The following is a 17,928-nucleotide window of genomic DNA, read 5'->3' on the forward strand; positions in this document are numbered from 1 at the left end:
TCCCCGGTCTTTCGGGGGCATGCCAAAAAGGTCCAGGACCCGCAGGTCCCAGGGCCGTACGGGTGAAGCGATCACCCATCAGGCGTACAGCTCGCGGAGTCGGACCGAGAGGCACGTCACACAGCCTTCGAGCTTCTCGAACTCACTGATGTCCACCAGTACCGGCTGGTGGCCGAGGTCGGCGAACAGCTCCGCCGTCTTCGGCGCGCTCGCCGCCATCAGCAGCTTGTCGCCGCCCAGGAGCACCACGTGCGCGCCCGACTCCTCGGGGACCGACAGGAAGCGCGGGAACAGGGACGGGCGGTCCACCAGCGGGATGTGTCCGACGACCGTCCCGTCGGGCAGCGCCGTGACCGCCGACTTCAGGTGCAGCACCTTGCTCACCGGCACGGTGACGACCCGCGCCCCGAGCGGTTCGAAGGCGGCCCGCAGCTGCTGGACGCCGACCGCGTTGGTCCGCCCGCCCCGGCCGACGTAGATCGTGTCACCGACCTTCAGGACGTCGCCGCCGTCCAGCGTGCCCGGGTCCCAGATCCAGTTGACCGAGCAGCCGAGGCGGGCCACGGCCTCCTCGACCCCGAGGGTCTCCTCGCGCCGGGACTCGGCGCCGGAGCGGGCGATCAGCGCGACGTTCTTGTACATGACGACGGCGTCCTCGACGAACACCGAGTCGGGGCAGTCGTCGGCCGGGTCCACCTCCAACGTGTCCCAGCCGTGCGCGCGCAGCGTCTCCCCGTACGTCTCCCACTGCTCGAGCGCGAGGTCGGCGTCGATCTTCTCCCGCTCGATGTGGGTCACCAGACCTTCGGCGAGGCGCGGGCTCGGGCGGCGGACGAGGGCCTTCTTGCTGGGCACGTCAGGACTTCCTCACGGCGGACGGCGGACCGGGCCCGTGGTGCGGGCCCGGTCCGGCCATCATGCAGGGCCCTCCCGTGCGTAGAAAACCCCCCTTGCCATGCTGTGCCCCTCCTGCAACGCGCTCATCCGACCTCCGCCGGCTCCGTCTCGCGCAGCTCGCCGTCGAGGAGCAGCCAGCGCGTGATGCCGATCGACTCCAGGAACGGCAGGTCGTGGGAGGCCACGATCAGCGCCCCTTCGTACGACTCCAGCGCGGTCGTCAGCTGCCGCACGCTCGCCATGTCGAGGTTGTTGGTCGGCTCGTCGAGCATGAGCAGCTGCGGGGCCGGCTCGGCCAGCATCAGCGCGGCCAGCGCCGCCCGGAAGCGTTCGCCGCCGGACAGCGTCGCCGCCTTCTGGTCGGCCCGGGCGCCCCGGAACAGGAAGCGGGCCAGGCGGGCCCGGATCCGGTTGTTGGTGGCGCCCGGCGCGAACCGGGCCACGTTCTCGACGACCGACAGCTCGCCGTCCAGGACATCGAGCCGCTGCGGCAGAAAGCGCAGCGGCACGTGCGCGTGCGCTTCGCCCGACACCGGCGCCAGCTCCCCGGCGATCGTGCGCAGCAACGTCGTCTTGCCCGCGCCGTTGCGCCCGATCAGCGCGACCCGCTCGGGACCGCGCAGATCGAGCCCGCCGGCCACGCGCGCGCCGTAGGCGAGTTCCAGGTCCAGCAGGGTCAGGACGTCACGGCCCTGCGGTACGGCCGTGTACGGCAGGTCGACGCGGATCTCGTCGTCGTCGCGCACGGCCTCCACCGCGTCGTCGAGCCGCTCCTTGGCCTCGGCCAGCCGCTCCTCGTGCATGATGCGGTGCTTGCCCGCGGACTCCTGTGCCGCCCGCTTGCGCGCCCCCATGACGATCTTCGGCTCGCGCTTCTGGTCCCACATCTTCTGGCCGTACCGCTTGCGGCGGGCCAACTTCATCTGGGCGTCGGCCAGTTCGCGTTTCTGTTTGCGCAGGTCGGACTCCGCGACCCGCACCATGCGCTCGGCCGCCTCCTGTTCGGTGGCCAACGCCTCCTCGTACGCGGAGAAGTTGCCGCCGTACCAGGTGACCTCGCCGCTCCGCAGATCGGCGATCTGGTCGACCAGGTCGAGGAGTTCACGGTCGTGGCTGACCACGACCATGACCCCGGACCAGGACGACACGGCCGCGTACAGCCGTCGGCGCGCATACAGGTCGAGGTTGTTGGTCGGCTCGTCCAGGAGCAGCACGTCCGGGCGGCGCAGCAGCAGGGCCGCCAGGCGCAGCAGCACCGACTCGCCGCCCGAGAGCTCGCCGACCGTGCGGTCCAACTCGATGTGGCCGAGCCCGAGTTCGCCGAGCGTGGCGAGCGCGCGCTCCTCCACGTCCCAGTCGTCGCCGACCGTCTCGAAGTGCTCCTCCGACACGTCACCCGCCTCGATCGCGTGCAGCGCGGCCCGCCGGGCGGCGATGCCGAGGGCCTCGTCGACGCGCAGCCGGGTGTCGAGCGTGACGTTCTGCGGGAGATGGCCGACCTCGCCCGCGACCCGCACGAGGCCTTCGGCCGGCGTGAGTTCACCGGCGATCAGCTTCAACAGGGTCGATTTTCCTGATCCGTTGACGCCGACGAGCCCGGTCCGGCCGGGGCCGAAGGCGACGTCGAGGTCCTCGAAGACGGGGGTGCCGTCGCGCCAGGCGAAGGAGAGGGACGTACAGGCGATGGACATGGTCGTAGACATAAGGGCGCCTCGCGATTGCTTGATGCGGTGATGGGCAAACGCGTATCGAGACACCGGAGGCGGCGACGGGGAGGGAGGGAGCGGGACACAGCCCTGGGGCCATGAAAAAGCCCCGCTCCGTCGGGACGGCTCGAATGCCGAGGTCGCACGCGGCACACACACCACAGACGGGTGGGTGGCTCGGTGTCTCAGAACCTCAGACGAGCAACGTCCTTCTCCAATCGACGGCAACAGGACCGTCGTCAACGGTACGAACGCGCCCGATCGCTGTCAACGAATTAACGTGAGCCTCGATCGCCCCCTGAAGGAGACCCCCGTGTCCGACGGTTCGCTCTCGCTCCCCGCCCTGCTCTACCTGGTCGCCTGGGACACCGGGACGGGCGAGGCCGCCGGCGCCGCCCCGCTGGTCCGGGCCGGTGCCCTGGTCGAACTGGCCAGGCGCGGTCTCCTCGTCGACGAGGACGACATCGTCACGCCCGTCGACATGGACGCCATGACCGGGGACGACCCCCTCGACGAGCTCCTGGAACTGGTCCGTGAGTCCCGGCCGCACGGCTGGCGGGCGTGGGTCACGCTCCACGCGCGCGAGACGGCGGACGCGATGCGGGAGCAGCTGACCGCCGACGGCTATCTGCGCACCGAACGGAAGCGGGTCCTCGGCGTCTTCCCGGGCGTGGAGCACCGCCTCGACCGGGTCGCCGACGTGGCCGCGCTGCGCGAGGAGACCCAGGCGGTCCTGGACGGGCCGGTCCCCGTCACGGAGGTCCCGGAGCGGGACGCGACCGCGGCCGTCCTGGCCGCCGCGGCCGAGCTGGGCACCCTCACCCCGGTCAAGGACCCGGAGCGCGTCGAGCAGCTGGTCGCGCACGCCGGGGCGGGTGTGCCCGGGCTGCGGAAGGTGGTCGACGAGGTGCGTACGGCGGTCACGCCGGTGCCCGCGGCGGCGGGGGAGTAGGGACCGCCCCCGCGCTCCCTCGACCGGCTTCCCGAGGGCCACGTACATGTCGGATTCCTGCCAGCCCCCGGCCCGCCGCGGCTGGTTGGCTGGGCGGCATGACGACCGAGAACCCCCTCCGTGACCGCGCTCTCGCCTTCCGCTCGCTGCACGTCCCGGGCGACCCGCTCGTCCTGCCCAACGCCTGGGACACCGCGAGCGCCCGCATCGTCGAGGACGCCGGTGCCGCCGCCGTCGCGACCACCAGCGCCGGGCTCGCCTGGGCGCTCGGCGCGGCGGACGGCGACCGGCTGGACCGCGACGGGGCCCTGGCGGCCGTCGCGCGCATCGTCGCCGCGGTGGACGTGCCCGTCAGCGCGGACATCGAGAGCGGCTACGCGCGCGACGCGGCCGGGGTCGCCGACACGATCCGCGCGGTGATCGCCGCCGGGGCGGTCGGCGTGAACATCGAGGACGCGCTGTACGAGGCCGGGACGGGGCCGCTGCGGCCGGTGGCGGAACAGGCCGAGCGCATCGCCGCAGCGCGGGAGGCGGCCGACTCGGCGGGCGTGCCGCTGTTCGTGAACGCCCGTATCGACACCTTCCTGCGCGGTGGCGGGGAGGTGGACGTCACCCTGGAGCGGGCCGCCGCCTTCCTCGCCGCGGGCGCCGACGGGATCTTCGTCCCCGGGGCCGTCGAGCCGGGGACGGTCAAGCTCCTCGCCGACGGGATCGAGGGGCCGCTGAACGTGATGGTCCATCCCGGCGCGGCACCGGTCGCCGAACTGGCCGCGCTCGGCGTCGCGCGCGTGAGCGCCGGTTCCGGGCTCGCGCAGGCCGCGCACGCCCTGGTCCGCCGTGCCGCGCGGGAGCTGCTGGACACGGGGACGTACGAGACGCTGACGGACGGGCTCGACTACGGCGAGCTCAACCGCCTGCTGGGGGCCGTGCGCTAGGTCGGGGCAGCGCCTAGCAGGCGTCCCGCATGAGCTCGGCCAGGTCGTGGTCGAGGTCGAGGTGGAGGTGTTCGAAGCCCACGGGTACTAGGTCGCTGGTGGCCTGGAGGAACCGGCGTATCTCCTCCGAGTGGACGTGCACCACGGCGGTGCCCTCGGGGGCGTGGAACTCCAGGACGGTGCGGTCGTACCCGTACGGCCGCACCCGGACGTCGCCGGTGCCCTCGGCGCCGTGCAGGCCGGCCGCGAGGAGTTCGCGCGCGAAGGTCCAGCAGACCTCCACGCCCTCCAGGGTGGCCGGGGCCGGGAAGGTCATACGGATCGCGAACGGATCGCGGCGGTCGTAGTGCAGCTTGGCCGGGATGCTCGGCATGCGCGGAGCGGCCGCGACGAGGCGGGCCTCCACGGGCTGCTCGATGACGGTGATCAACGCCTTGCTCCCTCGTGACGGCTGGACGGTGGGTCGACGGATGAAGCCGGCCAATGGAAGAGACGTCGGAATCGGTCGTTCAGTGCACACAAATGGCTAGTGACCTCCGTCACCGCTTTCATTCACGGAAGTGAAACAGTCGGCCTCTCGGGTCGGGACGGCCCCTTGCGGCGGACTCCGGACCATGTGCCGCAGCGACCGCGGCCATCTGGACGGCACCCTTCCCGTCGGCTAGCTTCGCCCGCCATGAGGCCCATGGGGAAGACGCGACGCATGAGACATACGGTTCGCACAGTGGCCGCGGGGGCGGTGAGCGCGGCGGCACTGGCCGCCCTGACCGCCGTACCGGCGCAGGCGCACGAGCCGCAGCACCGGACGCCGCACTGGGAACTCAAGGACACCGGGGCGTCTGACGTGCGCTTCCGGGGGCTCGCGGCCGTCGACCGCGACACCGCGTGGGTGGCCGGCACCGGGGGCACCGTGCTGCGCACCACCGACGGTGGGAAGAAGTGGCGGAACGTCTCGCCGCCGGGCACGGTCGAGTTGCAGTTCCGGGACATCGAGGCGTTCGACGCGCGGCGCGCCGTGGTGCTGGCCATCGGCGAGGGCGAGGCGTCCCGCGTCTACCGCACCGAGGACGCGGGGCGGACCTGGACGGAGTCCTTCCGCAACACCGACGCCGCCGCCTTCTACGACTGCCTGACCTTCTTCGACAGCCGCCACGGCCTCGCCATGAGCGACCCGGTGGACGGGAAGTTCCGCATCCTGTCGACCGGCGACGGCGGCCGCTCCTGGAAGGTGCTCCCCAACGCAGGCATGCCCGCCGCCCTGGCCGGTGAGGCCGGCTTCGCCGCCAGCGGGCAGTGCCTGGTCTCCTCGGGCCCGTCCGACGTCTGGCTGGCGACCGGAGGCGGCGCCCACGCGCGCGTGCTGCACTCGGCGGACCGCGGAGTGCACTGGACGGCCACCGACACGCCGATCCCGGCGGGCGACCCGGCCAAGGGCGTCTTCGCGCTCGCCTTCCGCGACCGCACCCACGGCCTCGCGGTCGGCGGCGACTACCGCGCCGACCAGACCTCACCGCAGGCCGCCGCCCGCACCGCCGACGCAGGCCGCACCTGGCACCCCGCCGCGCAGCCGCCGCCCGCCTACCGCTCCGGCGCCGCCTGGCTCCCGCACAGCCGCACCACCGCCCTCGCGGTCGGCCCCACCGGCACCGACCTCACCACCGACGCCGGCCGCACCTGGCACACCGTCGACACCGGCTCGTACGACACCGTGGACTGCACCGCCGACCGGGCCTGCTGGGCCGCAGGCGAACAGGGCAGGGTGGCCCGCCTGGAGCGATGACGCGTCCGCGGGAAACGGGGGTACCCGGTCGTCGACGCCGAGAGGAGTGACGACCATGCCACGCGGTTCGAGCCCCAAGCGGGAACGCCAGTACGAGCACATCAAGCAGAGCGCCGAGGACCGAGGAGAGAGCACGGGGCGCGCGGAGGAGATCGCCGCGCGCACCGTCAACAAGGAACGCGCCCGCTCCGGCGAGTCCAAGACCGCGAGCCGGGTCTCGACCGAGGACATGTCCTCCGGCCGGCGCGGCGGGCAGCGCTCGCACAAGGGCGCCCAGGGGCCCACGTACGACCAGCTCTACGCGGAGGCCAGACGCCGGGGCGTCAAAGGCCGTTCGGACATGAACAAGGCCCAGTTGCAGCGCGCCCTGGGCGGCAGGAGCTGACCTGATCGTCGGTCGGCCCGCCGGGAACCGTACGCTCGTCCCCACCATGACGACCGTACACATTCCCGCGGGCTGGCCCGCGACCGAGGAGCAGGCCCGCGCCGTCCAGGACGAACTGCGCGCCCGGGTGGTGCTCGACGAGCCCGGGCCGCCGCCCGGGACCGGCCGGGTGACCGGTGTCGACGTGGCCTACGACGACGAACGGGACGTCGTCGTGGCGGCCGCCGTCGTCCTGGACGCGGCCACCCTGGACGTCGTCGCGGAGGCCACCGCGGTCGGCCGGATCTCCTTCCCGTACGTCCCCGGCCTGCTCGCCTTCCGCGAGATCCCCACCGTTCTGGCCGCCCTGGACGCGCTGCCGTGCCCGCCGGGACTGGTCGTCTGCGACGGCTACGGCCGCGCCCACCCGCGCCGCTTCGGCCTCGCCAGCCACCTCGGCGTACTCACCGGCCTCCCCACGATCGGCGTCGCCAAGAACCCGTTCACCTTCGCGTACGACGAACCCGGCACCCCGCGCGGGAGCACGTCCCCGCTCCTCGCGGGCACCGAGGAGGTCGGCCGCGCCCTGCGCACCCGGGACGCCGTCAAGCCGGTCTTCGTGTCCGTCGGCCACCGCACGGGCCTCGACGACGCCTGCGCGCACGTACTCGCCCTGACCCCCGCCTTCCGCCTCCCGGAGACGACCCGCAGGGCGGACGCCCTGTGCCGAAGTGCGCTGCGGGCGGCGACGGACGGCGGCTGAGGTGGCGGGAGTTGGGCAGGGGACGGGCGTGAACTGAGTACCCGGTCTGAGTATCTGTACGGATGTGGACGCGCCCGTCCTGTCGGCAGGCTGTGCGCCATGACGACGCACCGCATGACGACCCGCCGGATGACGAGCCGCCGCGACCCGAAGCCCCTCGCCGACCCGAACCGTCCCGTCGAGCGGGTCGTGAACCTCGCACTGGTCCTCGCCGTGCTGGCGGGCATCGGCTGGATCGGCGGGATGATCTACACGGTCGCGGGCTGGACGCTCTAGGGCCGGAACGACCGCCTTGGCGCACGTCCCTTGCGCCCGGTCACCAGCTCGCCACCACCCGGAAGGTGAGGCCCGCCGCGCGCAGTCGCTCGGTCAGCGCGTCGCCCATCGCGACCGCCGTGGTGACCTGACCGGCCGTCGGCGGAAGGTCGTCGAACGCCAGGGACAGCGCGGACTCGGCGAACATCTTCGCCGTCTCGCCGTACCCCGGGTCGCCGCCCGCGACCTCCGTGAACACCCGTCGGCCGCCTCCTTCGCCGACGAAGCGCACCGTGAACCAGCTCTTGGCCCGCTTCTCAGGACCCGGCCCGTCCCCGGGCTTGAACCGGTCGGACAACCAGCGCCGGGCAGCGGGCAGTTGGGCGGCCGCGAAGATCCCGCCGGTGAGCGCGATCCCGCCCACCGCGACGGGCAGATACCGGGCGGCCGCGAAATGCCGGTAGCGGAAGTCGGGACCGTAGCGCTCCAGGACCCGCGCCGACCGGCGCACGATCTGCGGGTCGATCGTCGGCAGCGGCAGCGCCCACGCGCCGATCTCCTTCGCGAACCGCGGCGCCCCCATCGGTGCCAGCGCCCGGCGCCCCACCAGCCTTGGCTCGTGCCGCTTGCGGTCCCGCTCGGCGGTGAGCATCGGCCGCCAGCGCGCGAACTGGTTGAGCGCGGAGGCGAACGTGCCGCCCGAGAACATGGCGTCCGCCGTCACGTACCCGTCGACCGTCAGCGGCACCCCCTCCGGCAGCTGCCGGACCGTGAAGTACGCGCCCAGGTCGTGCGGCACCGAGTCGAACCCGCAGGCGTGCACCAGCCGGGCACCGGTCTCCCGCGCGCGTGCGTCGTGCCGGACGTAGGTGAGGTCCACGAACTCCGGCTCACCGCTGAGGTCGAGATAGTCCGCGCCGCTCTCGGCGCACGCGGCCACCAGGTCCTGACCGTGCAGCACGTACGGACCCACCGTCGTCGCCACCACGCGCGCGTGCTCGGCGAGTTCACGCAGCGAGGCCGGATCCGCGACATCGGCGCGCAGCACCCCGACCTTCCCGCCGCCGGGCAGTCGCTCGCGCAACTGCTCCAGTTTTCCCTCGTCGCGGCCCGCGATCGCCCAGCGCAGCTCCTCGGGCGCGTGCGCGGCGAGGTACTCCGCGGTCAGCGTTCCGACGAAGCCGGTGGCTCCGAAGAGAACGATGTCGTACGGACGGTCCGTCCTGTTCAGCCTGCTCATGACACCCCTCGGTCCGCGGCACGCGCCGTTGTCGGTGGCCGAGGCTAGCGTGAAGGGTGCGGAGCCCGACGACGAGCCCGGAGGTGTGCCGGTGGCGGTGGACAGGAACGCCCTGAGGAAATGGGCGAAAGTGCGCGAGTTCGCCCTGGGGCTGCCGGGTGCCGTCGAGGAGTTCCCCTGGGGCGAGAGCGTCGCGAAGGTCAACAAGAAGGTGTTCGTCTTCCTCGGCGTCGACGACGGCAGCCATCCACTGGGCCTCACCGTGAAGCTCAAGGACGAGGAGGCGCACGCCCACGCCCTGACCTCCCCGGGCGCCGAGCCCGCGGGCTACGGCCTCGGCAAGGCGGGCTGGGTGCGCGTGCCGTTGGCGGAGAAGGGCGCGCCGGCCGCGGAGCTGCTGTGCGACTGGGTGGAGGAGAGCTACCGCACGATCGCGCCGAAGCGGCTGATATCGGAGCTGGACGAGCGCTGAACCGCACCGGATTCCCGAGGGCGGAGCGGTACCGGATCGGTGGAGCGTGCGCGGATAATTGTCTAAGCGCTTGCTCGTTCGGGGCTTGTGCTCGATGGAACCTGTTCTTAGCATCATTGGTGTTACATCAGTTGTGTCACACCTAGGGGGTCGGATGGCGACGACGCCAGGACAGGGACCGCTCGTCGGCGTGCGCGTGGTCGAGCTGGCCGGGATCGGGCCCGCGCCCTTCGCCGCCATGCTCCTCGCCGACCTCGGCGCGGACGTCGTCCGCGTGGACCGACCCGGCGGGGTGGGACTGGGGATCAACCCGGACTACGACGTCACCAACCGCAACAAGCGCTCGGTGATCGTCGACCTGAAGTCCCCGGACGGCCCGGCCCGCGTGCTCGACCTCGCCGAACGCGCCGACATCCTCGTCGAGGGCCTCCGCCCCGGCGTCGCCGAGCGCGTCGGCGTCGGCCCCGAGGCCTGCCACGCCCGCAACCCGAGCCTCGTCTACGGCCGCATGACGGGCTGGGGGCAGGACGGCCCCCTCGCCCACCGCGCCGGCCACGACATCGCCTACCTGGCCGTCACCGGCACCCTCGGCATGATCGGGCACCCGGACCGGCCGCCGGTCGCCCCCGCCAACCTCCTCGGCGACTACGGGGGCGGCTCCCTCTACCTGGTCGTCGGCGTCCTCGCCGCCCTGCACCACGCGCGCGTGAGCGGCGCCGGCCAGGTCGTGGACGCCGCGATCGTCGACGGCGCCTCCCATCTCGCGGCGATGATCCACGGCATGGTCGCCGCGGGCGGCTGGCAGGACCGGCGCGGCGTCAACCTCCTGGACGGCGGCTGCCCGTACTACGGCACGTACGAGACGGCCGACGGGAAGTACATGGCCGTGGGTGCCCTGGAGCCGCAGTTCTACGCGGAGTTCGTGACCCTCCTCGGCATCCCGGAGCACGCCGACGCCCGCAAGGACCTGTCCCGCTGGGGCGAGCTGCGCGAGGCCGTCGCCGCGCGCTTCCGCAGCCGTACGCGCGAGGAGTGGACGGCCGTCTTCGAGGGCGCCGACGCGTGCGTGGCGCCCGTACTGTCGCTCGGCGAGGCCCCGCACCACCCGCACCTCGCCGCCCGCGGCACCTTCACCGACCACGGCGGGATCACCCAGCCGGCCCCCGCGCCCCGGTTCTCCGGGACCCCCACGACCGTGCGCACCGGGCCCGCCCGACCCGGCGCGGACACGGCCGAGGTGGCACGCGACTGGGACGTGCCCCGCCTCACCAAGGACCTGCCATGAAGCGTCAGATCTTCGCCCCCGAGCACGAGGCGTTCCGGGAGACCGTGCGGGCCTTCCTGGCCAGGGAGGTGCTGCCTCACTACGAGCAGTGGGAGAAGGACGGCATCGTCGCGCGCGAGGCCTGGCGGGCGGCCGGCAAGCAGGGGCTGCTCGGGCTCGCCGTGCCCGAGGCGTACGGGGGCGGCGGCACCGCCGACTTCCGCTACAGCGCCGTACTCGCCGAGGAGTTCACGCGCGCGGGCGCTCCCGGGATCGCCATCGGCCTGCACAACGACATCATCGGCCCCTACCTCACGGGCCTCGCCACCGAGGAGCAGAAGCGCCGGTGGCTGCCCGGCTTCTGCGACGGCTCGCTGATCACGGCCATCGCGATGACCGAACCCGGCGCCGGCTCCGACCTCCAGGGCATCCGGACGCACGCCGAGGACAAGGGCGACCACTGGCTGCTCAACGGCTCCAAGACGTTCATCTCCAACGGGATCCTGGCCGACCTGGTGATCGTGGTCGCCCGGACCACGCCGGAGGGCGGTGCGCGCGGGCTGTCGCTGCTGGTCGTCGAGCGGGACACGGCCGGCTTCGAGCGCGGTCGCAACCTCGACAAGATCGGCCAGAAGGCCCAGGACACCGCCGAGTTGTTCTTCACCGACGTACGCGTCCCCAAGGAGAACCTGCTGGGCGAGCTCAACGGCGCGTTCGTGCACCTGATGACGAACCTCGCCCAGGAGCGACTGCACATCGGCGTCGCCGCGATCGCCGCGGCCGAGCACGTCCTGGAGATCACCACCGACTACGTCAAGGAGCGCGAGGCCTTCGGCCGGCCGCTCGCCACCAAGCAGCACATCCGGTTCGAGATAGCGGAGATGGCCACCGAGTGCGCCGTCACCCGCACCTTCCTCGACCGCTGCATCGAGGAGCACGCGGACGGCGAGCTCGACGCCGTGCACGCGTCCATGGCCAAGTGGTGGGCGACCGAACTGCAGAAGCGCGTCGCCGACCGCTGCCTCCAACTGCACGGAGGCTACGGCTACATGACCGAGTACCCCGTGGCCCGGGCGTTCACCGACGGCCGCATCCAGACCATCTACGGCGGCACGACCGAGATCATGAAGGAGATCATCGGCCGTTCCCTGCTGGGCTGACCCTCATTGAAAGGCTTCCCTGTGAGCACCGAAGCGTACGTGTACGACGCGATCCGCACCCCGCGCGGCCGAGGCAAGGCGAACGGCGCCCTGCACGGCACCAAGCCCATCGACCTGGTCGTCGGACTCATCCACGAACTCCGCGACCGATTCCCCGGCCTGGACCCGGCCGCGATCGACGACATCGTGCTGGGCGTCGTCAGCCCGGTCGGCGACCAGGGCTCCGACATCGCCCGGACCGCCGCGATCGTCGCCGGACTGCCGGACACGGTCGCGGGCGTGCAGGAGAACCGCTTCTGTGCCTCGGGCCTGGAAGCCGTCAACCTGGCCGCCGCCAAGGTCCGTTCGGGCTTCGAGGACCTCGTCCTGGCGGGCGGCGTCGAGTCCATGTCCCGTGTGCCGATGGCCTCCGACGGCGGCGCCTGGTTCAACGACCCGATGACCAACCTGGCCGTCAACTTCGTGCCGCAGGGCATCGGCGCCGACCTCATCGCCACCATCGAGGGCTTCACACGGCGTGACGTCGACGAATACGCGGCGCTCTCCCAGGAGCGCGCGGCCACCGCGTGGAAGGAGGGCCGCTTCGAGCGGTCCCTCGTGCCCGTCAAGGACCGCAGCGGCCTGGTCGTCCTCGACCACGACGAGCACCTGCGCCCCGGCACGACGGCCGACTCCCTCGCCCGGCTGAAGCCGTCCTTCGCGGACATCGGCGACCTGGGCGGCTTCGACGCCGTGGCCCTGCAGAAGTACCACTGGGTCGAGAAGATCGACCACGTCCACCACGCGGGCAACTCCTCCGGCATCGTCGACGGCGCCTCCCTGGTCGCCATCGGCACCAAGGAGGTCGGCGACCGCTACGGGCTCACCCCGCGCGCGCGGATCGTCTCCGCCGCCGTCTCCGGCTCCGAGCCCACCATCATGCTCACCGGCCCCGCCCCCGCGAGCCGCAAGGCGCTCGCCAAGGCGGGCCTGACCGTCGACGACATCGACCTCTTCGAGATGAACGAGGCCTTCGCGGCGGTCGTCCTGCGCTTCGCCAAGGACATGGGCATCTCCCTGGACAAGGTCAACGTCAACGGCGGCGCGATCTCCCTGGGCCACCCGCTCGGCGCGACCGGCGCGATGCTGCTCGGCACCCTGGTCGACGAACTGGAGCGCCAGGACAAGCGGTACGGCCTCGCCACGCTGTGCGTGGGCGGCGGCATGGGCATCGCGACGATCGTCGAACGCATCTGATTCCCGGCGGAATCGACGGACCAACAGACCTCAACGGCTTCTACGGAGACCCTGTCATGACACAGAGCACCACCATCCGCTGGGAACAGGACCGCGACGGCGTCGTCACGCTGGTCCTCGACGACCCCAACCAGTCCGCGAACACGATGAACGCTGCCTTCCGCGAGTCCCTCGCGGCGGTCACCGACCGCCTGGAGGCCGAGAAGGACTCCATCCGCGGCATCATCTTCACCTCGGCCAAGAAGACCTTCTTCGCCGGCGGCGACCTGCGCGACCTCATCCGCGTCACCCCGGAGACCGCGCAGGAGCTGTTCGACGGCGGTCTGGCGATCAAGCGCAACCTGCGCCGCATCGAGACGCTGGGCAAGCCGGTCGTCGCCGCGATCAACGGCGCGGCCCTGGGCGGCGGTTACGAGATCGCCCTCGCCTGCCACCACCGGATCGCCCTGGACGCGCCCGGCTCCAAGATCGGCTGCCCCGAGGTCACGCTCGGCCTGCTCCCCGGAGGCGGCGGCGTCGCCCGCACGGTCCGTCTGCTCGGCATCGCCGACGCACTGCTCAAGGTCCTCCTCCAGGGCACCCAGTACAACCCGCAACGCGCCCTGCAGAACGGCCTGATCGACGACGTGGCCGCCACCCCCGACGAACTCCTCGCCAAGGCCCGCGCCTTCATCGAGGCGCACCCCGAGTCGCAGCAGCCCTGGGACAAGCCCGGCTACCGCATCCCGGGCGGCACGCCCGCCAACCCCAAGTTCGCGGCCAACCTGCCCGCCTTCCCGGCCAACCTGCGCAAGCAGACCAACGGCGCGCCCTACCCGGCCCCGCGGGCCATCCTCGCGGCCGCGGTCGAGGGCTCCCAGGTCGACTTCGAGACCGCGCAGGTCATCGAGGCCCGCTACTTCGTCGAACTGGCCGCGGGACAGACCTCGAAGAACATGATCCAGGCGTTCTTCTTCGACCTCCAGGCCGTCAACTCCGGCGCCAACCGCCCCAAGGGCATCGAGCCCCGCAAGGTCCGCAAGGTGGCCGTCCTGGGCGCGGGCATGATGGGCGCGGGCATCGCCTATTCATGCGCCCGCGCAGGCATCGAGGTGGTCCTCAAGGACGTATCCCCGGAAGCGGCGGCCAAGGGCAAGTCGTACTCCGAGAAGTTGTGCGCCAAGGCGGTCTCCCGAGGCCGTACGACCCAGGAGAAGGCGGACACCCTTCTCGCCCGCATCACCCCCACCGCCGACCCGGCGGACCTGGCGGGCTGCGACGCGGTGATCGAGGCGGTCTTCGAGGACACGACCCTCAAGCACAAGGTCTTCCAGGAGATCCAGCACATCGTCGAACCGGACGCGCTCCTGTGCTCCAACACGTCGACGCTCCCGATCACCGCACTGGCCGAAGGGGTGGACCGCCAGGCGGACTTCATCGGCCTGCACTTCTTCTCACCGGTCGACAAGATGCCGCTGGTCGAGATCATCAAGGGCGAACGGACGGGCGACGAGGCGTTGGCCCGAGCCTTCGACCTGGTCCGCCAGATCAACAAGACCCCGATCGTGGTGAACGACTCCCGAGGCTTCTTCACCTCCCGGGTCATCGGCCAGTTCATCAACGAGGGCGTCGCGATGGTCGGTGAGGGCATCGAGCCCGCGTCGATCGAACAGGCCGCCGCCCAGGCCGGCTACCCCGCCAAGGTCCTCTCCCTCGTGGACGAACTGACCCTCACCCTCCCGCGCAAGATCCGCCAGGAGTCCAAGCGGGCCGTCGAGGAAGCGGGCGGCACCTGGCCCGGCCACCCCTCCGAAGCCGTCATCGACCGCATGGTCGACGACTTCGACCGCACCGGCCGCAGCGGCGGAGCGGGCTTCTACGACTACGACGCGGACGGCAAGCGAGTCGGCCTCTGGCCGGGCCTGCGCGAACACTTCACCAAGCCCGGCCACGAGATCCCCTTCGAGGACATGCAGGAACGCATGCTCTTCGCGGAGGCCCTGGACACGGTGAAGCTCATCGAGGAGGGCGTCCTCACGTCGGTGGCCGACGCGAACATCGGCTCCATCTTCGGCATCGGCTTCCCCGGCTGGACCGGCGGAGTCCTCCAGTACGTCAACGGCTACGAGGGCGGTGTCGCCGGGTTCGTAGCCCGCGCCCACGAACTGGCGGCCCGCTACGGCGAACGCTTCAACCCGCCGGCGTTGCTGGTGGAGAAGGCGGAGAAGGGGGAGACCTTCGGGGACGCGTAGGCATTTCAGCCCCTCCGGCGTTTGAGGAGCGGGGGTCCAGGGGGCAGAGCCCCCTGGCGGGGTCGAAGGGGCAGAGCCCCTGGGGATGGGACGGGTAGGGGCGGCGGGGGCGAGAAAAGCCGTACCGCTGAGCGACACACCACGCTTGCCCCCACCCCCCAACTCCCCGACGCTGACCGCTGAGAACCCCACCCGTTCCCGTCCCCACGAGGAGCGCCCGCCATGGGCCACCGCCCCGCCCTCGCCGCCCTGAACATCCTCCGCGGCGAGGGCGTGGACCGAATCTTCGGCAACCCGGGCACCACCGAACTCCCTTTCCTGGCCGCCCTGTCGAACACCCCCGGCGCCCCCGAATACGTCCTCGGCACACACGAGGGCGCCGTCATCTCCATGGCGGACGGCTACGCGAGAGGCACCGCCCGCCCCGCCTTCGCCAGCCTCCACATAGCCGCCGGCCTGGCGAACGGCATCATCGGCCTCCTCAACGCCCGCCGCTCCCGCACCCCCCTCGTGGTCACCGCCGGCCAACAACACCGCCGCCACCTCCAACAGGACCCCATGCTCACCGGCGACCTAGTGGCGCTGGCCACCCCCGCGGTGAAGGCCGCCCACGACGTCCAGCACGCCCACGACCTGCCCCTCGCCCTCCGCCGCGCCTTCGCCCTCGCCGTCCGCCCACCCGCGGGCCCGGTGTTCCTCTCCGTCCCCATGGACCTGTTCGACGAGGCCACAGAGGTCGAGATCCCGGCCTGCACCCCCACGCCCCCACTGGGCCCGGCCGCAGGCCTCGAGCGCGCAGCCGCCCTGCTCGGCGCCGCCGCCCGCCCCGCGATCGTCGCGGGAGACGGCGTCGGCCGCGAGGACGCCCTGGACGCACTGGTCCGCACGGCGGAGGCGTGCGGCGCGGTCGTCCACCACCAACCCATGGCCGACTGCCTCAACTTCCCGACCACACACCCCCTGTACGCCGGCATGCTGCCGCCCCGCCACGACGCCATCCGCACCGCCCTCACCCCGTACGACACCGTCCTGATCGCGGGCGCGCACGCCTTCACGCCCCACCACTACAGCCCCGGACCGGCGTTGCCCCCCGGCCTCACCGTCGTCCAACTCGACTCAGACCCGCACGAGATCGGCCGCAACTTCCCCGCCACGGCAGGACTGGTCGGCTCCCTCGCCCCCTCCCTGCACCGCCTCGCCGAACTGCTCCGCGACCACGTACCCGCGCACACCGCCAAGGGCCGCATCCTCCGCGCCGGCGAACGCCACACCGCCGACCGCGACCGCACCGAGTCCGAGGCCGGCGCCGCCTACTCCCCGGCCCCGCTGGCACCCTGGGCCGCCGCGCACGCCGTGGCCCGCGGACTGCCGGCGGACGCCGTTGTCGTCGAAGAGGCCATCACCGTAGGGCTGTTGCTGCGCCGCCTGATCCGCCTGGACCGCCCCGGCAGCTACACCCACACCGTCGGCGGCGGCCTCGGCTGGGGCATCGGCGCCGCCGTCGGCCGCGCGCTGGCCGAACCCGCCCGGCCGGTGGTCGCCGTACTCGGCGACGGCTGCGCCCTGTTCGGCCTCCAGGGCCTGTGGAGCGCGGCCCGCCAGCGCACCCCCGTCCTCTTCGCGGTGATGAACAACGGCGCCTACCGCACCCTCCAGGACACCTACGCGTCGATGGGTGGCCAGGGCGTCTGCCCCGGTACCGAACTGGGCTCCCTCGACTTCACCCAGGCCGCCGGCTTCTTCGGCGTCGACGCCGTACGCGCCGCGTCCGCGGACCACCTGCGCGAACTGGTCGCCGGGGCGGCCGACCTGACGCGCCCGCTGCTGGTGGACGTACCTCTGCGGTCGTGACATTCACCGTGCCGCACGCCTTGTCACCCGCCCGCGCGAGCCACCACCATCGGGACCATGACGGACGGTCAGCTGCCCAAGTCGGTGCTCGCCCGCGGGGTCATGCTGCTGCGTGTCTGCGGCGACTCCGGGACCGCCCTCAGCCTCGCCGAACTGGCCCTGGGCACCGGGCTGCCCAAGCCCACCGCGTACCGGCTGATCGGTGAACTGGTGCGGCTCGGACTGGTGGAGCGCACCGAGGAGGGCCGTTACCGGATCGGGCTCGGACTGTTCGTGCTGGGCCAATCGGCGCCGAGCGTGCGGGAGTTGCGGGACGCGGCGCTGCCCTACCTCGGCGACCTGCACGAGATGACCCACGAGAACGTGCACCTGGCCGTCCCCGACGGCCCCGACACCCTCTTCCTGGAGAAGCTCACCGGCCGTCGCGCCACGCCGATCGTCTCCCGCACCGGCGGCCGGCTGCCCGCCCACTGCACCGCCACCGGCAAGGTGTTCCTCGCCCAGGACCCCCGACCACCGCACCGCACGCTGCTCCGGCTCACCCCGCGCACCCTGGTCCTGCCCGGCCAGCTCGCCCGTGACCTCGCCCTGACCCGGGCCCGCGGCTACGGCGTCAACCTGGAGGAGGCCGAGGTCGGCATCTCGGCCGTCGCCGCGCCGATCTACGCCCACGACCTCGGCCCCCGCCCGATCGCTGCGATCTCCGTCACCGGCGGCACCCGCCGCCTCGACGTGGCCCGCGTCGGCGCCCGGGTCTGCGCGGCGGCACGGGCGCTGACACGGTCGCTGTCGGCCTGAGGGGAGCACACCGTCGTACAGGGA

Annotated in this window: 17 protein-coding genes; 13 read left to right on the plus strand and 4 right to left on the minus strand. The window is 72.3% G+C overall.

Annotated elements, in window-relative coordinates:
- Positions 1-78: 78 nt before the first annotated feature.
- Entirely contained in the window at positions 79-855 is a 777-nt protein-coding gene (gene ddaH, locus ACWD5F_RS23830) for a dimethylargininase (protein WP_401712351.1), read from the minus strand.
- 125 nt (positions 856-980) lie between these two features.
- A complete protein-coding gene (locus ACWD5F_RS23835) occupies positions 981-2,600 on the minus strand; it encodes an ABC-F family ATP-binding cassette domain-containing protein (protein ID WP_451257087.1) in 1,620 nt (539 codons plus the stop codon).
- 316 nt (positions 2,601-2,916) lie between these two features.
- On the opposite strand from ACWD5F_RS23835, the gene ACWD5F_RS23840 reads away from it, so the two are divergent.
- Together ACWD5F_RS23840 and ACWD5F_RS23845 are read left to right on the plus strand one after the other, a co-directional pair.
- Positions 2,917-3,555: a GOLPH3/VPS74 family protein gene (locus tag ACWD5F_RS23840; protein WP_451257089.1), complete on the plus strand. Its 639-nt coding sequence runs from the start codon at positions 2,917-2,919 to the stop codon at positions 3,553-3,555.
- A 98-nt stretch (positions 3,556-3,653) separates the two neighbouring features.
- The gene (locus ACWD5F_RS23845; protein WP_451257090.1) at positions 3,654-4,490 is read left to right on the plus strand and encodes an isocitrate lyase/PEP mutase family protein; all 837 of its coding nucleotides are present in this window, start codon (positions 3,654-3,656) and stop codon (positions 4,488-4,490) included.
- A 13-nt stretch (positions 4,491-4,503) separates the two neighbouring features.
- On the opposite strand, the gene ACWD5F_RS23850 is transcribed toward ACWD5F_RS23845, so the two are convergent.
- The gene (locus ACWD5F_RS23850) at positions 4,504-4,920 is read right to left on the minus strand and encodes a spore wall synthesis regulator SsgD (protein WP_401712339.1); all 417 of its coding nucleotides are present in this window, start codon (positions 4,918-4,920) and stop codon (positions 4,504-4,506) included.
- Positions 4,921-5,193: 273 nt separating this feature from the next.
- Here ACWD5F_RS23850 and ACWD5F_RS23855 point away from each other — a divergent pair, with 273 nt between their 5' ends.
- The 4 genes from ACWD5F_RS23855 to mmpA all read left to right on the plus strand — a co-directional run bounded on the left by ACWD5F_RS23855 (position 5,194) and on the right by mmpA (position 7,673).
- Positions 5,194-6,270, plus strand: a complete 1,077-nt coding sequence (locus ACWD5F_RS23855) for a WD40/YVTN/BNR-like repeat-containing protein (RefSeq protein WP_451257093.1) — start codon at positions 5,194-5,196, stop codon at positions 6,268-6,270.
- Positions 6,271-6,325: 55 nt separating this feature from the next.
- Complete coding sequence (locus ACWD5F_RS23860; RefSeq protein WP_451257095.1) at positions 6,326-6,655, plus strand: plasmid stabilization protein; 330 nt, start codon at positions 6,326-6,328, stop codon at positions 6,653-6,655.
- 46 nt (positions 6,656-6,701) lie between these two features.
- Positions 6,702-7,397 carry an endonuclease V gene (locus ACWD5F_RS23865; RefSeq protein ID WP_451257097.1) on the plus strand — a complete coding sequence of 232 codons (696 nt, stop codon included), beginning with the start codon at positions 6,702-6,704 and terminating at the stop codon, positions 7,395-7,397.
- A 129-nt stretch (positions 7,398-7,526) separates the two neighbouring features.
- Positions 7,527-7,673, plus strand: coding sequence for a morphogenic membrane protein MmpA (gene mmpA / locus ACWD5F_RS23870; RefSeq protein WP_401712917.1), 147 nt, complete (start codon positions 7,527-7,529; stop codon positions 7,671-7,673).
- A 40-nt stretch (positions 7,674-7,713) separates the two neighbouring features.
- Here mmpA and ACWD5F_RS23875 read toward each other — a convergent pair whose 3' ends face one another.
- Positions 7,714-8,892: a saccharopine dehydrogenase family protein gene (locus ACWD5F_RS23875; protein ID WP_451257099.1), complete on the minus strand. Its 1,179-nt coding sequence runs from the start codon at positions 8,890-8,892 to the stop codon at positions 7,714-7,716.
- A 91-nt stretch (positions 8,893-8,983) separates the two neighbouring features.
- Between ACWD5F_RS23875 and ACWD5F_RS23880 the strand changes: the two genes are divergently transcribed.
- The 7 genes from ACWD5F_RS23880 (at position 8,984) to ACWD5F_RS23910 (ending at position 17,904) form a co-directional block, all read left to right on the plus strand.
- Positions 8,984-9,364 carry an MmcQ/YjbR family DNA-binding protein gene (locus tag ACWD5F_RS23880; protein ID WP_451257100.1) on the plus strand — a complete coding sequence of 127 codons (381 nt, stop codon included), beginning with the start codon at positions 8,984-8,986 and terminating at the stop codon, positions 9,362-9,364.
- 154 nt (positions 9,365-9,518) lie between these two features.
- Positions 9,519-10,649, plus strand: coding sequence for a CaiB/BaiF CoA transferase family protein (locus ACWD5F_RS23885; protein ID WP_451257102.1), 1,131 nt, complete (start codon positions 9,519-9,521; stop codon positions 10,647-10,649).
- A complete protein-coding gene (locus ACWD5F_RS23890) occupies positions 10,646-11,788 on the plus strand; it encodes an acyl-CoA dehydrogenase family protein (RefSeq protein WP_451257104.1) in 1,143 nt (380 codons plus the stop codon). The genes ACWD5F_RS23885 and ACWD5F_RS23890 overlap by 4 nt, the downstream gene beginning before the upstream one ends.
- 21 nt (positions 11,789-11,809) lie before the next feature.
- The gene (locus ACWD5F_RS23895) at positions 11,810-13,024 is read left to right on the plus strand and encodes an acetyl-CoA C-acetyltransferase (RefSeq protein ID WP_401712315.1); all 1,215 of its coding nucleotides are present in this window, start codon (positions 11,810-11,812) and stop codon (positions 13,022-13,024) included.
- A 56-nt stretch (positions 13,025-13,080) separates the two neighbouring features.
- Positions 13,081-15,255: a 3-hydroxyacyl-CoA dehydrogenase NAD-binding domain-containing protein gene (locus ACWD5F_RS23900; RefSeq protein ID WP_451257106.1), complete on the plus strand. Its 2,175-nt coding sequence runs from the start codon at positions 13,081-13,083 to the stop codon at positions 15,253-15,255.
- A 222-nt stretch (positions 15,256-15,477) separates the two neighbouring features.
- Positions 15,478-17,106: a thiamine pyrophosphate-binding protein gene (locus ACWD5F_RS23905; RefSeq protein ID WP_451257108.1), complete on the plus strand. Its 1,629-nt coding sequence runs from the start codon at positions 15,478-15,480 to the stop codon at positions 17,104-17,106.
- Between the two features lie 57 nt (positions 17,107-17,163).
- A complete protein-coding gene (locus tag ACWD5F_RS23910) occupies positions 17,164-17,904 on the plus strand; it encodes an IclR family transcriptional regulator (RefSeq protein WP_451257110.1) in 741 nt (246 codons plus the stop codon).
- The last annotated feature ends 24 nt before the right edge of the window (positions 17,905-17,928 follow it).

It is taken from the genome of Streptomyces sp. NPDC002499 (genome assembly GCF_053595415.1).

What these genes read in the sequence shown, in the direction of transcription:
- ACWD5F_RS23835 (WP_451257087.1), bottom strand. Translation starts at nt 2,600, where the DNA reads ATGTCTACGACCATGTCCATCGCCTGTACGTCCCTCTCCTTCGCCTGG.
- ACWD5F_RS23845 (WP_451257090.1), top strand. Translation starts at nt 3,654, where the DNA reads ATGACGACCGAGAACCCCCTCCGTGACCGCGCTCTCGCCTTCCGCTCG.
- ACWD5F_RS23855 (WP_451257093.1), top strand. Translation starts at nt 5,194, where the DNA reads ATGAGACATACGGTTCGCACAGTGGCCGCGGGGGCGGTGAGCGCGGCG.
- ACWD5F_RS23860 (WP_451257095.1), top strand. Translation starts at nt 6,326, where the DNA reads ATGCCACGCGGTTCGAGCCCCAAGCGGGAACGCCAGTACGAGCACATC.
- ACWD5F_RS23865 (WP_451257097.1), top strand. Translation starts at nt 6,702, where the DNA reads ATGACGACCGTACACATTCCCGCGGGCTGGCCCGCGACCGAGGAGCAG.
- mmpA (WP_401712917.1), top strand. Translation starts at nt 7,527, where the DNA reads ATGACGAGCCGCCGCGACCCGAAGCCCCTCGCCGACCCGAACCGTCCC.
- ACWD5F_RS23875 (WP_451257099.1), bottom strand. Translation starts at nt 8,892, where the DNA reads ATGAGCAGGCTGAACAGGACGGACCGTCCGTACGACATCGTTCTCTTC.
- ACWD5F_RS23885 (WP_451257102.1), top strand. Translation starts at nt 9,519, where the DNA reads ATGGCGACGACGCCAGGACAGGGACCGCTCGTCGGCGTGCGCGTGGTC.
- ACWD5F_RS23890 (WP_451257104.1), top strand. Translation starts at nt 10,646, where the DNA reads ATGAAGCGTCAGATCTTCGCCCCCGAGCACGAGGCGTTCCGGGAGACC.
- ACWD5F_RS23900 (WP_451257106.1), top strand. Translation starts at nt 13,081, where the DNA reads ATGACACAGAGCACCACCATCCGCTGGGAACAGGACCGCGACGGCGTC.
- ACWD5F_RS23905 (WP_451257108.1), top strand. Translation starts at nt 15,478, where the DNA reads ATGGGCCACCGCCCCGCCCTCGCCGCCCTGAACATCCTCCGCGGCGAG.
- ACWD5F_RS23910 (WP_451257110.1), top strand. Translation starts at nt 17,164, where the DNA reads ATGACGGACGGTCAGCTGCCCAAGTCGGTGCTCGCCCGCGGGGTCATG.